Raw genomic sequence first — 18503 nt, forward strand, 5'->3', positions numbered from 1 at the left:
TTCCTTACGTCACTTCAAATGAAATCAAAATCCTCTCTTATGCAATTGCCTTCTTTGGCCCCATAAGCCCTGACGGGGAACAGCGCTGCTATACCAAAATGATGCAGGGCGTGCACGAAGCGGTCACGGACAAAGACTATATGTTCGGAACGAAGCTCGCCACGCTCCTTGGGCTGGAGTAAGCCAAGAGGGAGAGCCCTTCGCCCAGCGAGGCAGGCCAATCGCCTGCCTCCTCTGGGCGTGCAGGAAAAGCACAATGCTATTTATTTCTGATCGAATTCGAAGCGAACAGACCTTAGATCGACTGAGAACAACCTTGACATTAGCTGTATAAAATGAGAACAAATAGTGAACATATGAGCGAGTGATGAGAGTGAGGATATGGCCTGTGTTTCCTGTCGCAGAAAATGACAACCCTGAAAAAACGCAGGTTTCCGCGCACAAGCAGGCGACACTGAAGGGTCTTCAGGCACAGCTTGGTAGCGCGGGGGTGACGCTCCCTGCCCTTGGGCCTGATGTGACCGACGCAGCGGACCGCACAGAGATGCTGACATCCCTTGCCTATGGCGAAGTGCATGAGCTGTGGGCTGAAACGATAGTAGACTATACCGCCGCCATGGCCTGCCTGCTGATGGCGGTCAGGGACAGCGACAAGCCCATCCTGTGGGTGACGAGCCGCGCTGTGGCGCTGGATCACGGCCTGCCTTATGGCCCCGGGCTCAAACAGTATGACATCGCCCCCGAACGCATCATATTGGTTCAGGCGCACAAGGCCATCGATGCCCTCTGGGCCGTGGAGGAAGGTCTCAAGACCGATGCGTTCGCGACCGTGGTGGGCGAATGCGACCCGGTGGACCTGACGGCCAGCCGCCGCCTGACCCTCGCGGCCCAAACACACGGCAGTCGCTGCCTGCTCCTTATACGGTCGCCTGAAGCCCCGTCAAGCGGGGCCCACAGCCGCTTTCGTATCGCCCCCGCCGCCAGCCTTAATGCGCTTTTTGACGCCAAAGCTCCAGGCGATGCCCGCGGCACGATCAACCTTGTCAAACACAGGGGTGGTGAACGCCCTTTCTCTATCACGATGGAGTGGCCCTCTCATGCGCAGGATTATCTCTCTATGGCTTCCGAGGTGGCCGATCGATCGGTGGCACCGCGCGCAGGCGAGCCCGTGCACGCCACTGGATAGCCTGACGGATAGCTCGGCGGATAGGCCACTTGTCCTGACGGAATCTGAAAACCAGACCCAGAAGCTTTATGCCGTATGCCCGGCTGCTGCCGCCCTTGGCCTTGCGCCGGGTATGACGCTTGCGGAAGCACGCGCCATCAAACCGGACATTGATGTGCATCAGGCGGATAAGCAGAAGGACACCCAAGACCTTGAGGCGCTCGCCCGCTGGCTGGGGCGCTACAGCCCCCTTGTGGCGCTCGATGGGCAAGATGGCATTCTGCTCGACGTCACCGGTTGCCCGCACCTGTTCGGCGGCGAACGCGCCATGCTGGACAATATCCGTCACAGGCTTGAAAAAGCCGGAATTAATAGCCGTCTCGCGATGGCCGAAAACCAGGCAGCAGCCTGGGCCCTTTCGCACTACCGGGACGGCACAATCAGCCGGGATGCGGCCAACACTCAGGAGCTGCTCGCGCCCCTGCCCGTCTCGGCCCTCAGGCTGGATAGCTCCAGTGTGCAAACCCTTGTGCGCCTTGGCCTCAAGACAGCCGGAAGCTTGTTCTCACTGCCGCGCCCTGCTCTCGCGCGCCGCTTCCGGGGCAAACCCTCGAAAATGGTGGCTGATCTCCTGACACGGCTAGACATGGCTTCTGGCAGCCGGGAAGCACCGATATCCCCCCTGGAGGCATTGCCCAACTGGCAGGTCCGGCAAGCCTTCAGTGAACCCGTCGTGCACTTGGAAACCATTAAAATTGCATGCGACAAGCTTCTGACAGAGCTGGCCGTTGCGCTAGCACGTGCAGAACTGGGACTATCCCGCCTGGGGCTTTATGCTTTTCGCGTGGACGGCAGTGTCCAGCAGCTCACGATCGGCACCAACAAGCCAAGCCGCGACAGAAAACACCTTATGCGCCTTTTGGTAGAGAAAATTCCGCTGCTTGAGGCTGAGTTCGGTTTTGACCTGTTGATCTTGAAGGCCTATGAGACCGAGCGCCTTGCCCCTGCCCAACTGGCATCAAGCCAGGATACGCAGGAGCAAACAGCTTCCGAAGTACTGGACAGGCTGAGCACCCGCCTTGGCACCGGCACAGTCAGACACCTGAAGCACCGTCATAGCCATCTGCCCGAACGCATGCAAAGTTTCATGCCTGTGGGAACTGGGGCACCTGACTGGGGCAGCCTGCCTGAAAACCTGCCCGAGAGGCCCCTGCGCCTCTTGTGCCGCCCTGAAACCATCGATGTACTGGCAGAGGTTCCGGAAGGTGCCCCAAAGCGTTTCTGCTGGCGCCGGATGGAGCATCGGGTCGTCCGGGCGGCAGGCCCTGAACGGATCGCCCCCGAATGGTGGCTGTGCGAGGAAGACCGCACCCGCGACTATTATAAGGTGGAAGTGTCATCCGGGGCCCGTTTCTGGCTGTTCCGCTATGGTCTTTACACAATGCCTGACTCTCACGCCCATCAGGGAGAACGGCCAGATTGGTACATGCATGGCTTTTTCGCCTGAGATCAACCATGTATTCTGAACTGCAAATAACCAGTAATTACAGCTTCTTAAGAGGCGCCTCTCATCCTGACGAATTGGTCATTACGGCCAAGGCGCTGGGACTGAAGGCCGTGGCGATCACAGACCATAATACCCTGTGCGGCATTGTGCGCGGCCATATCGCCGCAAAAGCCCATGATATTGGCTATATACCCGCCTGCCGCCTGAACCTGCGCTGCGGCACCAGCCTGCTTGCCTACCCCACAGACCGCGCGGCCTATGCCCGTCTGACCGAATTGTTAACCGTCGGCAACCGCCGGACGGAAAAAGGCGCCTGTGACCTGGCGCTCGAAGATGTCGCAGCCTTTTCCAAAGGGCATATCTTCGCATTGCTGCCAGAAAGCTTGGGGAAAAACCTGCCAGATGCCCTGCCCAAACTGCGGGAAAAGCTGGATGCCCCGCTCTACTTGGCTGCCTGTCACCATTACCGGGGAGATGACCGGCAACGGATTGGCGCACTGGCAAGCATAGCACACCAGGCAAATATCCCGATCGTTGCCACCGGAGACGTGCTGTACCACAGCCCACAGCGGCGGGAGCTGACGGATACCCTAACCTGCATCCGCACCCACCAGAGGATTGAGGAAGCGGGATACCTGCTGGCAGCCAATGCCGAACGATACCTTAAATCAGCGCAGGAGATGGCCCGGCTGTTCACAGATTACCCGGATGCCATCAAAAACACGCTCGAAATCGCCGAACGCTGTCAGTTCTCCCTGGATGAACTGCGATATAATTACCCAACTGAGCCCGTTCCTGACGGCTTGACACCGCAAGCTTATCTGGAACAGATATCCCGTAGGATGATCAAGGGTCGGTTCCCTGCCGGTGTCCCCAGCCCCGTATCCGATACGCTGGAGCGTGAGTTGAAGATTGTGGGGAGGAAGGGCTATGCTCCCTACTTTCTAACGGTTTATGACATTGTCACTTATGCCCGCAGCTTGAATATCCTATGCCAAGGACGCGGGTCTGCAGCCAATTCCATAATCTGTTTTGCCCTTGGCATCACTGACGTTGACCCAACAGAAATTGACCTGCTGTTCGACCGTTTCATCTCCGACGAACGGGATGAGCCACCCGATATTGATGTGGATTTCGAACATGAACGGCGAGAGGAGGTAATCCAGTATATTTACAGGCGCTATGGCAGGCACCGGGCCGGTCTTGCCGCCACACTGATTACATACCGTCCACGCAGCGCCATCCGCGAGGTCGGCAAGGTCATGGGCTTGTCTGAAGACACAATCGGCGCACTATCAGGTACGGTTTGGGGCTCTTACGGTCGCGATATCCCCGATGAACAGGTTCGCGAGGCCGGTTTCGACCCCATGGACAAGCGCCTGAAACAAACGCTCTCGCTCGCGCATGAAATCATGGGCTTTCCCCGGCACCTGTCGCAGCATGTGGGCGGTTTTGTGCTAACTGAAGCCCCGCTTCACGAGGTCGTCCCCATACAGAATGCTGCGATGAAAGACCGGACAGTGATTGAATGGAACAAGGATGACCTGGATGCCTTGGATATCCTGAAGGTAGACGTGCTGTCGCTGGGTATGCTTACCTGCATCCGCAAGGCGTTCGACATGATCAGGTTCCACCACGGACTACCCTATACGCTTGCAAGCCTGCCGAAGGACGACTGCGCCACCTATGACATGCTGGAGAAAGCGGATACCATCGGCGTCTTCCAAGTCGAAAGCCGTGCGCAGATGAGCATGCTGCCCCGCCTGAAGCCCAGAAAGTTTTATGACCTTGTCGTTCAGGTAGCTATCGTCCGCCCTGGCCCCATCCAGGGTGATATGGTTCACCCTTACCTAAGGCGGCGCCAGGGCAAAGAAGAACATGAGCTGCCGTGGCGCGACCCTGCGTTCGGCACACCGGATGAGCTGAACGACGTTCTGAAGGCCACTTATGGTGTGCCACTCTTTCAGGAGCAGGCGATGAAAATCGCAATCGTCGCGGCCGGCTTTACGCCCGCCGAGGCCGACCAGCTCAGGCGCTCGATGGCGTCTTTCCGCAACCATGGCACCATCCACAAGTTTGAGGAAAAGTTCATCACGGGCATGACCAACCGTGGCTACAGACGGGATTATGCCGAACGTTGTTTCAACCAGATCAAGGGGTTTGCCGATTACGGCTTCCCGGAAAGCCACGCTGCTGCGTTCGCGATGCTTGCCTATGCTTCAGCTTGGCTCAAATGTCATTATCCACATGCTTTTGCCGCAGCCCTCCTCAATTCCCAGCCTATGGGATTTTATGCCCCAGCCCAAATTGTGCGTGATGCACGCGATCATGGCGTGAAAGTGCATCCAGCAGACGTGAATATAAGTAACTGGGACAGCCATCTGGAGCCTGAACCAAACAGCAAGTGGAAGTGGGCTATCCGGTTGGGGCTGAGGCAGATAAAGGGCATCGCCAAGTCAACGGCCGATATCCTGACTAGTGCCCGAACCCGCCCCTATGCCGATGTGGCTGACCTGCATACCCGTACCCGGCTGTCGGTCAGCCAGCTTGAAAAACTGGCGGAAGCGGATGCCTTCAGGTCCTGCCGCCTGGACCGACGACAGGCCTTGTGGCAGGTACGTGGGCTAATTGATGCCCCTGACCTTCCCCTCTTCCAACATGCCGATGTTAGGGAACACGCAGAAAATGAAAGCGTGACACTGCCACACATGCCTCTCTCCGAACATGTGGTCAATGACTACCAGACCATGCGCTTATCCCTTAAGGCGCACCCACTGGACTTCCTGAGAAGCAGTCTGCACGCACGAGGTGTCATTCAAAACACTGACCTTCCCGACCTTGGCAATGGTGCCAAGGTCAGAATAGCTGGCCTGGTGTTAGTGCGTCAGCGTCCCGGCAAAGGCAACGTCGTTTTCATAACACTGGAAGATGAAACAGGCGTTGCGAACGTGATTGTCTGGAAACGTCTGTTTAAAAAACAACGAGCCGTATTGATGTCCAGCCGACTTTTATTGGTGGATGGACAACTGCAGCATGAAGACGGCGTTACGCACCTGATTGCAGATAAGCTTACAGATATATCCTCGGACTTACTCAACTTGTCAGACAAAAATGCATCAGCGGAAAGTCTTCCCGCCTATCGCGGTGCATCCCACCCCAGAGATGTTAAAAACCTGATCCCTAAAAGCAGGGACTTCCATTAATTGGTTGCAAAAGATACACGCCATGCGGGATTTGCCTTAGGCCTTTTAACCTGTTGATTTAAATTATCTAATTGGTTAACCAGCTTCGCAAAAGATAAAATTTTTATAAAAAAAACACATAGATTTGTAACTTCGTTAACCATTGACTATTAGTATTCCATCAACGATTTCAAGTGAAGCCTGTGCCTTATGTCAATGTCTGAAAAACTGATCGGCGGCCTGTTTTTCTTCCTGTGCGCCCCGTTACTCCTCATCCTCGCCCCCACGGGTCTGAGCTTGGGAGTAGTATCGTTAGTGGCATTCGCCTATACCTACCGGTATATCGTAACAACCAGACACCGCTGTAACAGCTGTGGGCATATTTTCACATTTGGTCTGAAAGACTATATCGCTTTGGCCAAAAGCTCTTTCTGCTGCCCGCATTGCAAAAAGCACAAGCGCTGGTCAAACTTGTCTCACTATTAATCAGACAACTGAACTATTCAGGAAACAGGCTGGAGTTGCGCTTCGAAAGAATGCAGCGCGTCTGTGCGGTCTTGCAATATTTGCGTTACCTGATGGTAATCCTTTGGCGTGTCGACATCGATCGCTGCCTCCGCAAATGGCAGACGTACCGCACTGGCTTCCACACCCAGCACAGTTGACGCACGCGCAAAAGCCTCATCTACCGTATAGCGCTTAAACAGCAGCCCCAGAAGATTGCGATACCCAAACGCCTTGAACAGCTGCCATGGCTTCTTCCGCTTCATCTCAATCTGGCGCCAGAAATCAAGAACCGGCAGAGCCCCTTTGTTGGTAAAGGCAAATAAGTTTGCTCCCGAAAGCTGGGTTTCCCGAAACGGCAAATATGTCCGTTTCGATCCCGGATGCTCAGCATCCAGATGCTTCTTTTCAACAAAACCGACTGACAGTGAACCGCCATTTAAAGCCTCACTGCAAAAGCGGTCGACCATAGCCGGTGTCAACAATGCGTGGTCTGCGGTTGTCACAAGAAACGGCCATTCATCGCCAGTACTTTCGAGTGCACCAGCCACGCTCCGGCAAATGCTCTCACGACAAGGAATAACCTCAACCGGGATATTGTAGTTCTCGCCTATATTAGGGCAACTTTTATGCAACACCTCTGCGTCGTCAAACACAACGACCACTCTCTTCACAGAATTGGATGAGGCCAGCGCATCGATGACCCGCTCAACCATGGGCTTGCCGCAAATCGGCACCAGCGCCTTGTATTGACCACCGAAGATAGAGGCAACCGGATCGTTGCTGCACCGCGCACCCGCCAACACAACCGCTGCAAACGACCGCTCAGATGCGGTGGCTTCAGACAATCTGGTTAATGTATTGGAATGATTGGGTTGGTGTGCAGCCGCAAACTCATACATGGCCATTTCTTTCATGCCCGGTCAGTCCCCTGTAGCCCCCATCTTAATCTTAGCGACCAATTCTGGTCACGTCTCTCGATCCTCCCAAACCGATGGCCTGTCGCCAAGCCAAGCTTTATATCTATAGGAGCTGTCATACAAAAGCAATGATTCAGACGAAAACCTGACATAATCGACCGGCTAAATGCCAAACCGGCTTGGCATATTCAGACTTTTGAAGCGGACAATTTTGGCGCCCACAAAGACACCCAGAAGCCTGCGACTAGCCAACCAAATATGATATCCGAAGGCCAGTGCACCCCAAGATAAATCCGGCTAACACCGATACCCATAAACAGAACGAAAACGGCAAGGGCAAAACCAAAGCCCCGAAGCGCCTGACTATAGAGCCGCGCAAGCAAAAGCAGCGACAAAAAGACGGCCGCAGACCGTAAAGTGTGTCCACTTGGGAAGCTGGCGCTAGAAGCATGGACCACATGTTCGACAATATCTGGGCGAGCGCGACCAAAAATCGCCTTTAAAACCGCTGACAGAAGAAACGAGCCCCCAGCCATCACAAGGAAATAGATCGCAGCGGCCTTCTGTTTCCGCAGCAAAAGCCATGATATGGTCAGTAGCGAAAAAATGATCAACGTAATGGTGTCACCAAGGTGGGTAAGGCCCAGCACTGCTTTCTCGGCCCAATAAGGACCAACCGGGTCTGACCCCGCCGCATCGGTGCGAAACAGCATCACCCCTGCTTTGTCGATGCCATCAAGAAACCCTGAGAAAGTCAGGACAACACAAAGGGCTGCAAGCAACAAGAGCACACAAGGCCAGCGATAAGTGTGAAACAAAGAAGCCTTTGGTTGCGTGATCATAAAACTCCCTTCCCGGTCCAGTCAGCGCCACTATCTATAGAGCTTGCTCCTGGTAAAAACAAAGATATTCGGGTTCAAAATCTGAGACTGAACGGCCCAGAAACGATCCGTCGCAATGATATCAGCGCCCAAATTCAAGATATCCAGATACCTGCTATCCTGTCCGGCTTGCCGGATCTGGCTATCAATCGAGTATGCTGGATTGCCGAGTGTTCCCACAATGACTCGCCACCCTCTGTTGTGAAGCATCTGGTAGAAATCCTTGGACGTCAGTCTTGTGCCAGTCCAGGCTACGATCGTGTCTTTGTTAAGCTCGCTGGCCTCAACTGCGGCCAACTCTTCCGTATTGCGCATGGTGACTGTCATCATCATATCTGGCGCAATTTCCTGATACTCCAAGGCCTGTTCAAGTGAATATGTGATAGCAACGGCATAATCTGTGGCGCCTGCGGTTTCTATTTCGCGAACGACGGCTGAGAAATCGGTACCAACTTTGATATCAAGCGTCAAAATCGCCCTGCCCGTTGCCCAGCGGAGTGCATCTGACAGTCGTGGGACTTTATGACCTGTCTGTTTCCCCTCGGCATCTACAAGCGTCAACGATTGGACATCCGACCAACTTGTATCAGCGACATCGCCCGTACCCGTTGTGGTGCGGTCCAGTGTATTGTCATGCATTAGGATAAGGGTGCCATCGGCAAGCTGGGCAACATCCACCTCCATCAACCCGGGGCCATAGCGTAGCGCGTTCTGCATCGCTTCAATCGAATTTTCAGCAAAGCCCGGCGCTGGACCACCACGATGATGGCTGACAAGCGGTATCCGAAGTGGGTGCCAACGAAAGAACTCGGCAAGTCCACCGGGCGGAACTTCCAGATAATAATAGCTGTCACCGTCAGGGGATGGCACATCCTCGGCCCGCGCCAACAGCGATGGCCAGAAGACTGCACTCAGAAACACAAGCGCAAGAAGCCGTTTAATCATCAATCACCGTCCTTCAAAGGGTTGACCTTCAGCGCCCAAGCCACGAATGTGTGCGGGCTGCAACAAACAGTTCAAGGGTAGGCCAATTATGTCAAGAGATGCATCAAATCCCGACTATTCGGTAGACGACCTTCTGGAGATCATGCGCAAGCTGCGTGATCCCGAAGGCGGGTGCCCTTGGGACCTTGAGCAAACGTTTGACACCATCGTGCCTCATACGATTGAAGAAGCCTACGAGGTGGATGAAGCCATCCGCCATGGCGATATGGAATCACTCAAGGACGAGCTCGGCGACCTGATGTTCCAAGTGGTCTTTCATGCCCAAATGGCGAAGGAGGCCAACCATTTTACTTTCGCCGATGTAATCAACGCGATTTCAGGCAAAATGGTACGGCGTCACCCTCATGTTTTTGGTGATGCAACGATTGAGACAGCAGACGCCCAGATCGCCGCCTGGGAAACCCAAAAGGCAAAAGAGCGGCAGAAAAAGGCTGACAAGCACGGCAAGACGGCTTCAGTTTTGGACGGTGTATCTATCAGCCTGCCGTCCCTCCTTCGGGCCGTGAAGCTACAGAAACGTGCCGCCCGCGTGGGTTTTGATTGGCCTGAAACGGCTTGTGTCCTGGACAAGATGCAAGAAGAAGCCGCTGAGCTCGTCGAAGAATACAAAAAAGGCACCGACAAAGAACGCCTAAAGGAAGAATTCGGTGATCTACTGTTCGTGATGGCAAACCTAGCCCGCCATATGGACATTGATCCCGAAGAAGCTCTTAGGGACGGCAACGCCAAATTCGAACGTCGTTTTCACCGCATTGAGGCCTTGCTGGCAGAAGCGGGCAAAGAGCCATCACAGTCATCGCTGGAAGAAATGGACCGGCTGTGGGACCAGGCCAAGGCTGAAGAAAAGCAGCGGGCCTAGCCCGTCGCCCTTATTTTGTTTTCGCGGTGAATTTTGCCCAGGCAACCGGGTCCACGGTAAAGCAGTAGCTAACGCCCTGCTCTCCGTGCTCTTCGCTCAGGATTTTGGCGTTTGCATGAAGCCACGCCTGAGTCGCACCGTCACTGTAGGGCACAGTAAGCTCCACCCGGTGATCCTGTGCACTCAGGATCTCGTCTATTGCCGTGATGAGGGTTTCACAGCCCTCGCCCGTCAGGCCAGACAGTGCGACAACGCGGTCCTGCCTGTCGGCCTTGTTCATGGCGGCTTCGCGTTTTTCCTCGGACAGCAAATCCGCTTTATTCAGGGCTTCAATTATTGGGGTTCCGTCAGCTTCGCTCTCGAAATCCACGCCTAAGTCGGAAAGAACATCTTCCACGTCTTTCTTCTGCACCTCGCTATCGGGGTGTGCCGCGTCGCGTACATGCACAATTACGTCCGCCTCCAGCACCTCCTCAAGGGTCGCCCGGAACGCCGCCACGAGCATAGTGGGTAGTTCAGAAACGAACCCCACAGTATCCGAGAGGATGATCTTCCTTCCGCTTGGCAAGTCGATGGACCGCATGGTGGGATCAAGGGTTGCGAACAGCATATCTTCCGCCAGCACTTCGGCATTCGTCAGCTTGTTAAAGAGCGTCGACTTGCCGGCGTTGGTATAGCCCACAAGCGCCACAATCGGATACGGCGTCTTTTGCCGCTGTGCCCGGTGGAGCGTGCGCGTGCGCGTGACATTCTCCAACTGGCGTTTGATTCGGGTAATACGGTCAGCAATGATCCGGCGGTCAGCTTCGATCTGTGTTTCCCCGGGCCCACCCATAAAGCCTGCGCCGCCGCGCTGGCGTTCAAGGTGGGTCCATGACCGCACCAGTCGGCTTCTCTGATAGTTGAGGTGTGCAAGCTCTACCTGCAACTCGCCCTCTTTCGTGCTGGCGCGATTGCCGAAGATTTCAAGAATCAAGGCTGTGCGGTCAATTACCTTGGTGCCAATTTCGCGTTCAAGGTTCCGTTGTTGGATAGGGCTTAGCTCGCAATCGAAGATAACAAGATCGATTTCCTCGGCCTTTACGAACGCTTTGAGGTCATCAAGCTTGCCTACGCCCAAGTAGGTTGCCGGGCGCACACCGCGCAGCGGTATGCATTCCCCACCGACGAGGTCAATGTCGATGGCGAGGGCGAGCCCCTTGGCTTCCTCGAGGCGGGCCTCAGGAGAGCGAACAAGCGCGTCAGCTTTACGGGAATCCTTCACATAAGGATGGACAACGAATACACGCTGCCGAGCTGCCTCGTCCTGGAGGTAGCCTAATCCTTCGGTTGACCAGCCGTCGCCCGGCTGATCGGCCGAGCGGTCATCGGTTCGGTCGGTCAATTAGTCCTCAATATCTTTTTCCGGCTCAAACAACTGCACTGGGCCAGATGGCATCACCGTAGAGATTGCGTGTTTGTATACCAGTTGGGAATGGCCATCACGGCGCAACAAGACACAGAAGTTGTCGAACCAAGTGATTACTCCCTGCAGTTTAACACCGTTGACTAAAAATACCGTTACCGGCGTTTTGGTTTTGCGAACGGCGTTAAGAAAGACGTCCTGGAGGTTTTGATTTTTTTCTGACATGGACTGTCCGTTTGTTTTTTAAGTTATAATCATTTCGCCTTTAGAGCATAGTGCCGCTGCCGACCCGTTTGATCCGGTGCCGATAAACACCTTCCCCGTCACATATCGGCTGCGCGTACATATATGTCAGACACTCTCGCTGTCGGTCAACAGGCTTCGTACAATTATCCGCGCCAAAAACTTCTTGTGATCAGGGCAAGAAACAATGACGCCTCTATTCTGCCCAGCAGCATGAGGCCGGAAAGGATCATATAATCCGCCTCTGTCAGCCCGGAAAACCCACTGAAGTATGGATCGAACATCGTAATCAGCGGCCCAGACAATGTCAGGGCAGAAACGGCCATAGCAGTGGCAGCCTGAAAATCGATACCCAGTATCGATAGAGACAGACTTCCAAGGCCCAGCATCAGAACAAAAGCCCCCACCAGCAGCCAGACCGCCTCAATATCCCTGCGTTCAATCGTAAACGCCTGAAACCGCAATGATTTTACACCGTGCGGATGGGCCAGCCGGTCAACTTCTTTTCGCGCCAACAGATAGATAACAATCAACCGCAGTTGCTTCATGCCGCCTGTGGTACTGGCCACAGCGCCGCCCAGGCAGGCCAGGACGATCAGGATAATGGCGCCGGCGTCGGCCCCCTGCACTGAAAACCCGAGCTCCGACGGCATAAAACCGGTGGTGGACATAGCAGAGATTGCTGCAAAAACACTATGCCAGAAACCATCCAGATCACCTGGAAACGCCAGAAGGTATAAGGCCGCTGCACCGCACCCGACCAACATCAAGACGCTCTTGCTTTCCAGGCCTTGCGGGTGTTTTGCTTTAACCCGCAATAGTCGCGCCCTCATGATATCCCAGTTCAGCATGGCAACAACCATAAAGACGGCGAGAACCACTTGCGTACTTACACTCTCTATTTTGTTTGACCCATCAGGCCCAATCCCGGTGGTGCTGACGGTACTCATGGCAAATTGGAGCGCGTCGAACAACGGCAAGCCTGTCAGCATCAGGAATGCGCAGCAAAGCACTGTAACCAAACCATAAATCGGAGCCACTGACACGCCTACGGCTCGCAAGCGAGGATATCCTGTCTCACTATCGCCATAGGGCAACGGTGACCGGTGCAACTGGACGCCACCGCTATTCACGGCCGTAAGGATGGATAATGTCATGCAGATCGCGAGAAAGCCCCCAGTCCAGGCAGCCTGTATCCGCCAGAAACTGATGGATACGATTTCTTCAAATGCGCCCTCGTAAGCACTGCTTCCAGTTGTAGTAATAAGAGACATGCCTTCAAAAAAGGCGGGAATTAGCCCTTGATCTGGAAACACGAAAAAGAAAGGCATGCCAGCCACAGCCGCAAGAGCCATTCCGCCTACCACGGGCAACAGGATGGTTAGGCGGGTTACCTTTATTTTTGGTGTCGAGCGAAACCCCAGAAAGAGCGAGCCGCCAATAACCGACATAACCATTATGGAAGCCAGAAATCCGCTTGCAGCGTGTAATTCACCAAGTGCCGCAGCAATTGTGAACGGGACTGCCTGTGTTGCGCTCAGCAACAATATCCAACACCCGATCAGGTAAAAAAGCCGGCTTCGCCACATGAAAAGGCCCTAAAAAATATCTGCCCGCGCAGAGAAGAGCTGCTCGATTTTCTTCACGGCTTCCGAAAGCGCCAGGATGACCACACGGTCTTCGCCCATCAGGACGGTGTCGGCGCTAGGGGTGATAGCCTCGTCACCGCGAACAATCATGCCGAACTTCACATCACCATGCAGCCTGAGCTCGCCGATTGATTTGCCTGCGACCTCAGAACCCTCAAGCACTTCGGCTTCGATAATCTCTGCTTTGCCCTCAAAGATACTGTAAAGATCGCGAATCCGGCCGCGCCGGATATGCCGCACGATCGACGAAACTGTTGTTTCGCGCGGGTCAAGAGCAACATCGATTCCAAGCGAGCCCACTAGGCTGCCGTAAATCGGGTTGTTCATCAGCGTAATGGCCCTTGGGCATCCCTGCTGCTTTGCCAAAAGCGATGACAGGATATTAACCTCGTCATCGTTGGCCACAGATACGATCGTGTCCGTCTGAGCGATATTCGCTTCCTGCAGGATTTCCCGATCAAGCGCATCACCATTGATGACCACCGTCCTGCCGAGCTTTTCAGCGATAAGTTCAGCGCGCTTCTTGTCGTATTCAATGATCTTGAGATTGCTGACCGAAGGATTATCCTCCAGCTGCTTTGCCAGGAACAAGCCGATGTTACCACCCCCGACAATTACAATACGCTGCGCTGTTTTTTCTTCATGACCGAACACAGCCATCGCCCGTTCGGTCGTACCCGTCTCAACAGCGATATAGACGGCATCACCCGCCTGTAACTGGTCATCGCTCCGGGGCACGAAAATACGCTCTCCCCGAACCACAGCAGTAACTGTTGTCTGCAGGTTCGGGAACAATTCGGTCAACTGACGAAGCGGCGTGTCCACCACCGGGCAATTCTCATCAAGCACCAGGCCAATCATGCGAACACGGCCATCCACGAAGGGCACCATATTGAACGCGCCAGGCACTTCAAGCCGCCGCCGAAGGGCTTCCGCCACTTCAAGCTCTGGTGAGATGATTACATCAATCGGCATGTTATCACGTGAGAACAAGTCGCCCCAGGTAGGCTTGAGATATGTTTGGTTCCGTATACGCGCTACCTTTGTCGGCACGCTGAAAAGAGAACTAGCCACCTGACAGGCTACCATGTTCACCTCATCGGACCAGGTAACAGCAATAAGCAGTTCAGCGTCCCCTGCGCCAGCACGGTCCAACATGGATGGGTCCGACGCGTGCCCTACAAGGGCTTGAACGTCCAAGGACTCACTGATTTTTCTGATGAGGTCTGGTGATCGGTCGATCACCGTCACATCATTCTGCTGGTCTGCCAGGTGTTTGGCAATATTGAAGCCTACCTGGCCAGCGCCACAAACAATGACTTTCATATTTCCCCGTAACGCCTAATCGCTCTGGTCGCTGGATTAACTATCAGAACCGTCGCCGTTTCTGGCAGAACCGGTCAGGCCCAGTGACTTCAGTTTTCTATGCAGGGCGGAACGCTCCATACCTATGAAAGCGGCCGTCCGTGATATATTTCCACTGAACCGGTTTATCTGAACCTTCAGATATTCCCGCTCAAAGGCCTCTCTGGCCTCCCTCAGCGGCGTCGTCATAATGGCCCCATTACTACCAGAGTGCAACAAGTCACCCGAGCCGCTTTGAATTTCTGGTGGCAACTGGTCGGCTGTAATTTCCCCGTCCAGCTCGTCAGAGCCCATAATCACGACCCGTTCCATGATATTCTTCAACTGGCGGACATTACCCGGCCAGTCATAGGACTGCAACGCGGCGACCGCATCATCCGCCAGATATACCTTTGGCCGCCCCGTTGCTTCGGCAAGGGCATCAAGAAAACTCTGAGCCAAGACCGGTATGTCCTCGCGTCGCTCTGAAAGTGCGGCCATTTTCAGGGGCACGACATTCAGCCGGTGAAACAGATCTTCGCGAAAACGGCCTTCGGCGATCTCTGAAACGAGATCCTTGCTGGTCGCGGAGATCACGCGCACATCAACCTTTACGCCTGTATTGCCGCCAACTCTCTCAAAGGCTTGATCTGTCAGAACCCGAAGAATTTTTGCTTGTGTGGGCAGCGGCATATCGCCCACTTCATCTATGAAAAGCGTACCGCCGTGCGCGCGCTCAAAAAGGCCGGTCTTCACAACTCCACCGTTTTGTTCGACACCGAACAGCTCCTGTTCCATGCGGTGCGGCTCCATAGAAGCTGCACTTACAACAACAAACGAACTGCCAACACGGTGCGACCGGTTATGAATCTGCCGCGCTGCGACTTCCTTGCCGGAACCCGATGGGCCATGAATCAATACGCGGCTGTTGGTAGCAGCGACCTTCTCAATACTCTGGCGCAAACCATTGATAGCATTTGACTTTCCAGTGATATCAACCGTGAAGACAGATCGCTTTTTCAGCTCTTCATTCTCGCGACGAAGGCGCTCCGCTTCGGTCGCACGTTGTACAGTCAGCAGCAAATGGTCCGCCTCGAAAGGCTTTTCTATGAAGTCGTAAGCCCCCTTCTTGATCGCGGCGACTGCTGTTTCAATGTTCCCATGTCCGCTGATGACAACCACCGGCAACTCCCGATGACGGGATTTCACGAGCTCTAATATCTCAAGGCCGTCAAGTTTGCTGCCTTGCAGCCAGATATCCAGAACCATCAATGATGGTAGGCGCGCTTCAATTTCAGCGAGGCCAGTATCACTGTCTCGGGCTGTACGCGTGTTGTAGCCCTCATCTTCCAGAATACCGGAAATCAGTTCACGGATATCTTCTTCGTCGTCGATGATAAGGATATCAAGAGCCATCTTTGGGCTTACTCCCTGGTTGTCACTCTGCCGCGCTTGCGCTGTTTTTCAGCGCAAGCTGCTGCTTGGTTTCATTCGAATGGGTTGTTTCAGCACGCTGATGCAGCGCTGCGTGTGAGAATGTCAAAATGGCCCGTGCGCCAACTGGTTTCCTGTCCACAATCTTAACGGTCCCGCCATGCTCCTCAACGATGCGGCGCACTATGGCAAGCCCAAGGCCTGTCCCTTTCGCGCGCGTCGTCACATACGGCTCCATTAGGCGGTTTTTTTGCTCCTGTGGCAGGCCAAGGCCATTGTCGTCGACCCTGATTTCAGTCCGGTCGTCATCTTGTGTCATGGTCACCTTGATCAAACCCGGCTCAACGGTATCGTTGATATTCTGCATATCAGTGGCCGTCCTTGCCTGAACCGACTCAGATGCATTCTTGAGGATGTTTGTCAGCGCTTGCCCGATCAGTCGTCCATCACATGGCAACAGCCGGCTATCTTTCGGAAGGTCTGTCGTAAATTGAATCTTGGCCGCAGCCACGTCCTGCAAGAACACGGCCTGTTTCACAACATCCACCAAGTCATTTTCCTTGAAAATTGGAGCCGGCATGCGAGCAAAAGATGAGAATTCATCCACCATTCGGCGCAGGTCTCCGACTTGACGGATAATAGTATCTGTACACTGGGAAAACACCTTTACGTCAGTGGTGATTTCCTTTGTGTATTTACGCCTCAAGCGCTCGGCCGAAAGCTGGATCGGCGTCAGCGGATTCTTGATTTCATGGGCGATCCGGCGCGCCACATCAGCCCAAGCTGCCGTCCGTTGGTCTGCCAACTGTTCAGTCAGATCGTCAAACGTCACCACGTAGCCGGCGATATTGTCATTTTCGGATTTTTCGACAAACACGCGAACCAGAAGTGTCCGCCCCTCTTCCCCAACCTCCACCTGTACCTGGCCCTTGGCCTCACCGGCATTTGAACCCTCAGCCTGCGCCAGCAGCTCACGAAACTCAGGCACAACATCATGCAAGCGTTCCCCGACCAACTCGTCGTGGGTGCGCCCCAGAAGGCTGGAAGCAGACCGGTTTGGCAGGAAGATGGTCCCGTCCTGCTGCATGCCTATGACGCCTGCGGATACACCTTCCAGCACCTCTTCAAGGAAGCGCCGGCGTTCGTCCAGTTCCTGGTTGGCAACAAGCAACGCGTCTTGTTGCTTTGCCAGCTGGTCTGTCATGCGGTTGAAGGCGCGACTAAGGGTGCCGACTTCATCACTGGTAGGAACGCTGGGCACCCTGGCGTCCAATTCGCCTTTACCTACCCGCTCTGCTGCATCCACCAGGTTGGAAAGCGGGGTGACAAGTCGACTTGAAAACCAAAGGCCAACCCATATGGCAGCAAGGAGTATCAGAAGTGCAACGATGATGAAAACAACATTGAACTGCAACTGAATGTCGCTGCGCTGCCCCTCGAGGTTTTCATAGTCGGCCACTGCACTTCGGGTCGCTTCCAGATACGCCAGAACCTGGGGGTTCAGGTCCCGCGCCACATAAAGATAGGTCGGCTTGAAAAAGGAAGTCAGCCGGATCATCCCAACTACTGTGTTGTCCGCACGGTTGGAGGCGACAAACATGCCATCATGTCGAACCCTGGCGATCATATCATCCTTTAGGCGGATCGTTGCCAACTCAAGCCCCTGACTGGCACGGGCCAAAACGGCGCCTTCTGTATCGGTATCGCTGTACTCAATAACCAAGACTTCAGAAAGGAGCCTGGTATTCAATGCACCGTATGCCACCTGCCTAAGCGCCAATTGATCAGCCTGCTGCAACGGGGTCATTCGGTTGAAAGCAAGCGCAATGGCTTGCATATCCTTCTCGATCGTCGCGCGGTGTTCGACCATATAGGCTTCAGCAACCTCAAGCGAATTGTTGATGGTGGAGCGCACCTTTTCGCTGAACCAGCCTTGAATGCCAAATTCAAGAAACAAGGCTGAGAAAACCGTCATGATGATTGGCGGAATGATAGCAATGGCAATGAAGAAGCCAGTCATTTTGGTCTGCAGCCGCGAGCCTGCAGCCTTACCCTTCTTGGCGCTCCAAATACGCACAAACCAGCGCCCGATCGATACACCAAGTGCCATCAGAAGCGCCAGATTGATTGCCAGAAGCACGCGCATCGTCCGGCCTGACGTCACTTCGAACGGCGCTGACTTGCGAGACATGGTGATATAGGTTGCGATCGCCGCAATCACCGCCAGGATGGAAAGAAGAATCTCGATCCGACCGCCCAGATTGAAACGACGGGCCCAAAGCATAAAGCGGGCCCAACGACGGTTGGGCAGCTTCGGTATTTTTGGCGCATCTGGCGAACTGATCTTAGACATAGCGCCCATGATGCATATTTGCCACTATTGTTCCAGAAATATCACACACAGA

At 54.4% G+C, this 18503-nt stretch carries 14 protein-coding genes; 5 read left to right on the forward strand and 9 right to left on the reverse strand.

The window, feature by feature from the left end; genetic code table 11:
• The 4 genes from ACFO5Q_RS07135 to ACFO5Q_RS07150 form a co-directional block, all read left to right on the forward strand.
• Positions 1–182, forward strand: a 182-nt coding sequence (locus tag ACFO5Q_RS07135; protein ID WP_380084314.1) for a hypothetical protein, incomplete at its 5' end; no start/stop codon positions are given.
• 206 nt (positions 183–388) lie between these two features.
• Positions 389–1186, forward strand: a complete 798-nt coding sequence (locus ACFO5Q_RS07140; RefSeq protein ID WP_068149172.1) for an ImuA family protein — start codon at positions 389–391, stop codon at positions 1184–1186.
• Complete coding sequence (locus ACFO5Q_RS07145; protein WP_197421163.1) at positions 1098–2672, forward strand: Y-family DNA polymerase; 1575 nt, start codon at positions 1098–1100, stop codon at positions 2670–2672. Before ACFO5Q_RS07140 ends, ACFO5Q_RS07145 begins: the two co-directional genes overlap by 89 nt.
• A gap of 8 nt (positions 2673–2680) precedes the next feature.
• Positions 2681–5875: an error-prone DNA polymerase gene (locus ACFO5Q_RS07150; protein ID WP_068149178.1), complete on the forward strand. Its 3195-nt coding sequence runs from the start codon at positions 2681–2683 to the stop codon at positions 5873–5875.
• Positions 5876–6357: 482 nt separating this feature from the next.
• On the opposite strand, the gene ACFO5Q_RS07155 is transcribed toward ACFO5Q_RS07150, so the two are convergent.
• The 3 genes from ACFO5Q_RS07155 to ACFO5Q_RS07165 form a co-directional block, all read right to left on the reverse strand.
• Positions 6358–7275: an NTP transferase domain-containing protein gene (locus ACFO5Q_RS07155; RefSeq protein ID WP_068149180.1), complete on the reverse strand. Its 918-nt coding sequence runs from the start codon at positions 7273–7275 to the stop codon at positions 6358–6360.
• 191 nt (positions 7276–7466) lie between these two features.
• Positions 7467–8120 (reverse strand): phosphatase PAP2 family protein, encoded by a 654-nt coding sequence (locus ACFO5Q_RS07160; RefSeq protein WP_068149183.1) that lies wholly within the window; start codon positions 8118–8120, stop codon positions 7467–7469.
• 30 nt (positions 8121–8150) lie between these two features.
• Entirely contained in the window at positions 8151–9104 is a 954-nt protein-coding gene (locus tag ACFO5Q_RS07165; RefSeq protein ID WP_068149188.1) for a glycerophosphodiester phosphodiesterase family protein, read from the reverse strand.
• Positions 9105–9192: 88 nt separating this feature from the next.
• Here ACFO5Q_RS07165 and mazG point away from each other — a divergent pair, with 88 nt between their 5' ends.
• Positions 9193–10023: a nucleoside triphosphate pyrophosphohydrolase gene (mazG, locus tag ACFO5Q_RS07170; RefSeq protein WP_068149190.1), complete on the forward strand. Its 831-nt coding sequence runs from the start codon at positions 9193–9195 to the stop codon at positions 10021–10023.
• Between the two features lie 10 nt (positions 10024–10033).
• Here mazG and hflX read toward each other — a convergent pair whose 3' ends face one another.
• The 6 genes from hflX to ACFO5Q_RS07200 all read right to left on the reverse strand — a co-directional run bounded on the left by hflX (position 10034) and on the right by ACFO5Q_RS07200 (position 18451).
• Entirely contained in the window at positions 10034–11407 is a 1374-nt protein-coding gene (gene hflX, locus ACFO5Q_RS07175; RefSeq protein ID WP_068149192.1) for a GTPase HflX, read from the reverse strand.
• Positions 11408–11653 carry an RNA chaperone Hfq gene (gene hfq / locus ACFO5Q_RS07180; protein WP_068149198.1) on the reverse strand — a complete coding sequence of 82 codons (246 nt, stop codon included), beginning with the start codon at positions 11651–11653 and terminating at the stop codon, positions 11408–11410.
• A gap of 164 nt (positions 11654–11817) precedes the next feature.
• Positions 11818–13260 (reverse strand): potassium transporter TrkG, encoded by a 1443-nt coding sequence (locus ACFO5Q_RS07185; RefSeq protein ID WP_068149201.1) that lies wholly within the window; start codon positions 13258–13260, stop codon positions 11818–11820.
• A gap of 9 nt (positions 13261–13269) precedes the next feature.
• Positions 13270–14646 carry a Trk system potassium transporter TrkA gene (trkA, locus tag ACFO5Q_RS07190; protein ID WP_068149204.1) on the reverse strand — a complete coding sequence of 459 codons (1377 nt, stop codon included), beginning with the start codon at positions 14644–14646 and terminating at the stop codon, positions 13270–13272.
• A gap of 36 nt (positions 14647–14682) precedes the next feature.
• The gene (gene ntrX, locus ACFO5Q_RS07195; protein WP_068149208.1) at positions 14683–16080 is read right to left on the reverse strand and encodes a nitrogen assimilation response regulator NtrX; all 1398 of its coding nucleotides are present in this window, start codon (positions 16078–16080) and stop codon (positions 14683–14685) included.
• Positions 16081–16102: 22 nt separating this feature from the next.
• Positions 16103–18451, reverse strand: a complete 2349-nt coding sequence (locus ACFO5Q_RS07200; protein WP_197421165.1) for a sensor histidine kinase NtrY-like — start codon at positions 18449–18451, stop codon at positions 16103–16105.
• Between the last annotated feature and the right edge of the window lie 52 nt (positions 18452–18503).

It is taken from the genome of Kordiimonas lipolytica (assembly GCF_042651265.1).
Taxonomy (GTDB): Bacteria; Pseudomonadota; Alphaproteobacteria; order Sphingomonadales; family Kordiimonadaceae; genus Kordiimonas; species Kordiimonas lipolytica.

What these genes read in the sequence shown, in the direction of transcription:
- hfq (WP_068149198.1), bottom strand. Translation starts at nt 11,653, where the DNA reads ATGTCAGAAAAAAATCAAAACCTCCAGGACGTCTTTCTTAACGCCGTT.
- ACFO5Q_RS07150 (WP_068149178.1), top strand. Translation starts at nt 2,681, where the DNA reads ATGTATTCTGAACTGCAAATAACCAGTAATTACAGCTTCTTAAGAGGC.
- mazG (WP_068149190.1), top strand. Translation starts at nt 9,193, where the DNA reads ATGTCAAGAGATGCATCAAATCCCGACTATTCGGTAGACGACCTTCTG.
- ACFO5Q_RS07200 (WP_197421165.1), bottom strand. Translation starts at nt 18,451, where the DNA reads ATGTCTAAGATCAGTTCGCCAGATGCGCCAAAAATACCGAAGCTGCCC.
- ACFO5Q_RS07155 (WP_068149180.1), bottom strand. Translation starts at nt 7,275, where the DNA reads ATGAAAGAAATGGCCATGTATGAGTTTGCGGCTGCACACCAACCCAAT.
- ACFO5Q_RS07185 (WP_068149201.1), bottom strand. Translation starts at nt 13,260, where the DNA reads ATGTGGCGAAGCCGGCTTTTTTACCTGATCGGGTGTTGGATATTGTTG.
- ACFO5Q_RS07160 (WP_068149183.1), bottom strand. Translation starts at nt 8,120, where the DNA reads ATGATCACGCAACCAAAGGCTTCTTTGTTTCACACTTATCGCTGGCCT.
- trkA (WP_068149204.1), bottom strand. Translation starts at nt 14,646, where the DNA reads ATGAAAGTCATTGTTTGTGGCGCTGGCCAGGTAGGCTTCAATATTGCC.
- ntrX (WP_068149208.1), bottom strand. Translation starts at nt 16,080, where the DNA reads ATGGCTCTTGATATCCTTATCATCGACGACGAAGAAGATATCCGTGAA.
- ACFO5Q_RS07145 (WP_197421163.1), top strand. Translation starts at nt 1,098, where the DNA reads ATGCGCAGGATTATCTCTCTATGGCTTCCGAGGTGGCCGATCGATCGG.
- ACFO5Q_RS07165 (WP_068149188.1), bottom strand. Translation starts at nt 9,104, where the DNA reads ATGATTAAACGGCTTCTTGCGCTTGTGTTTCTGAGTGCAGTCTTCTGG.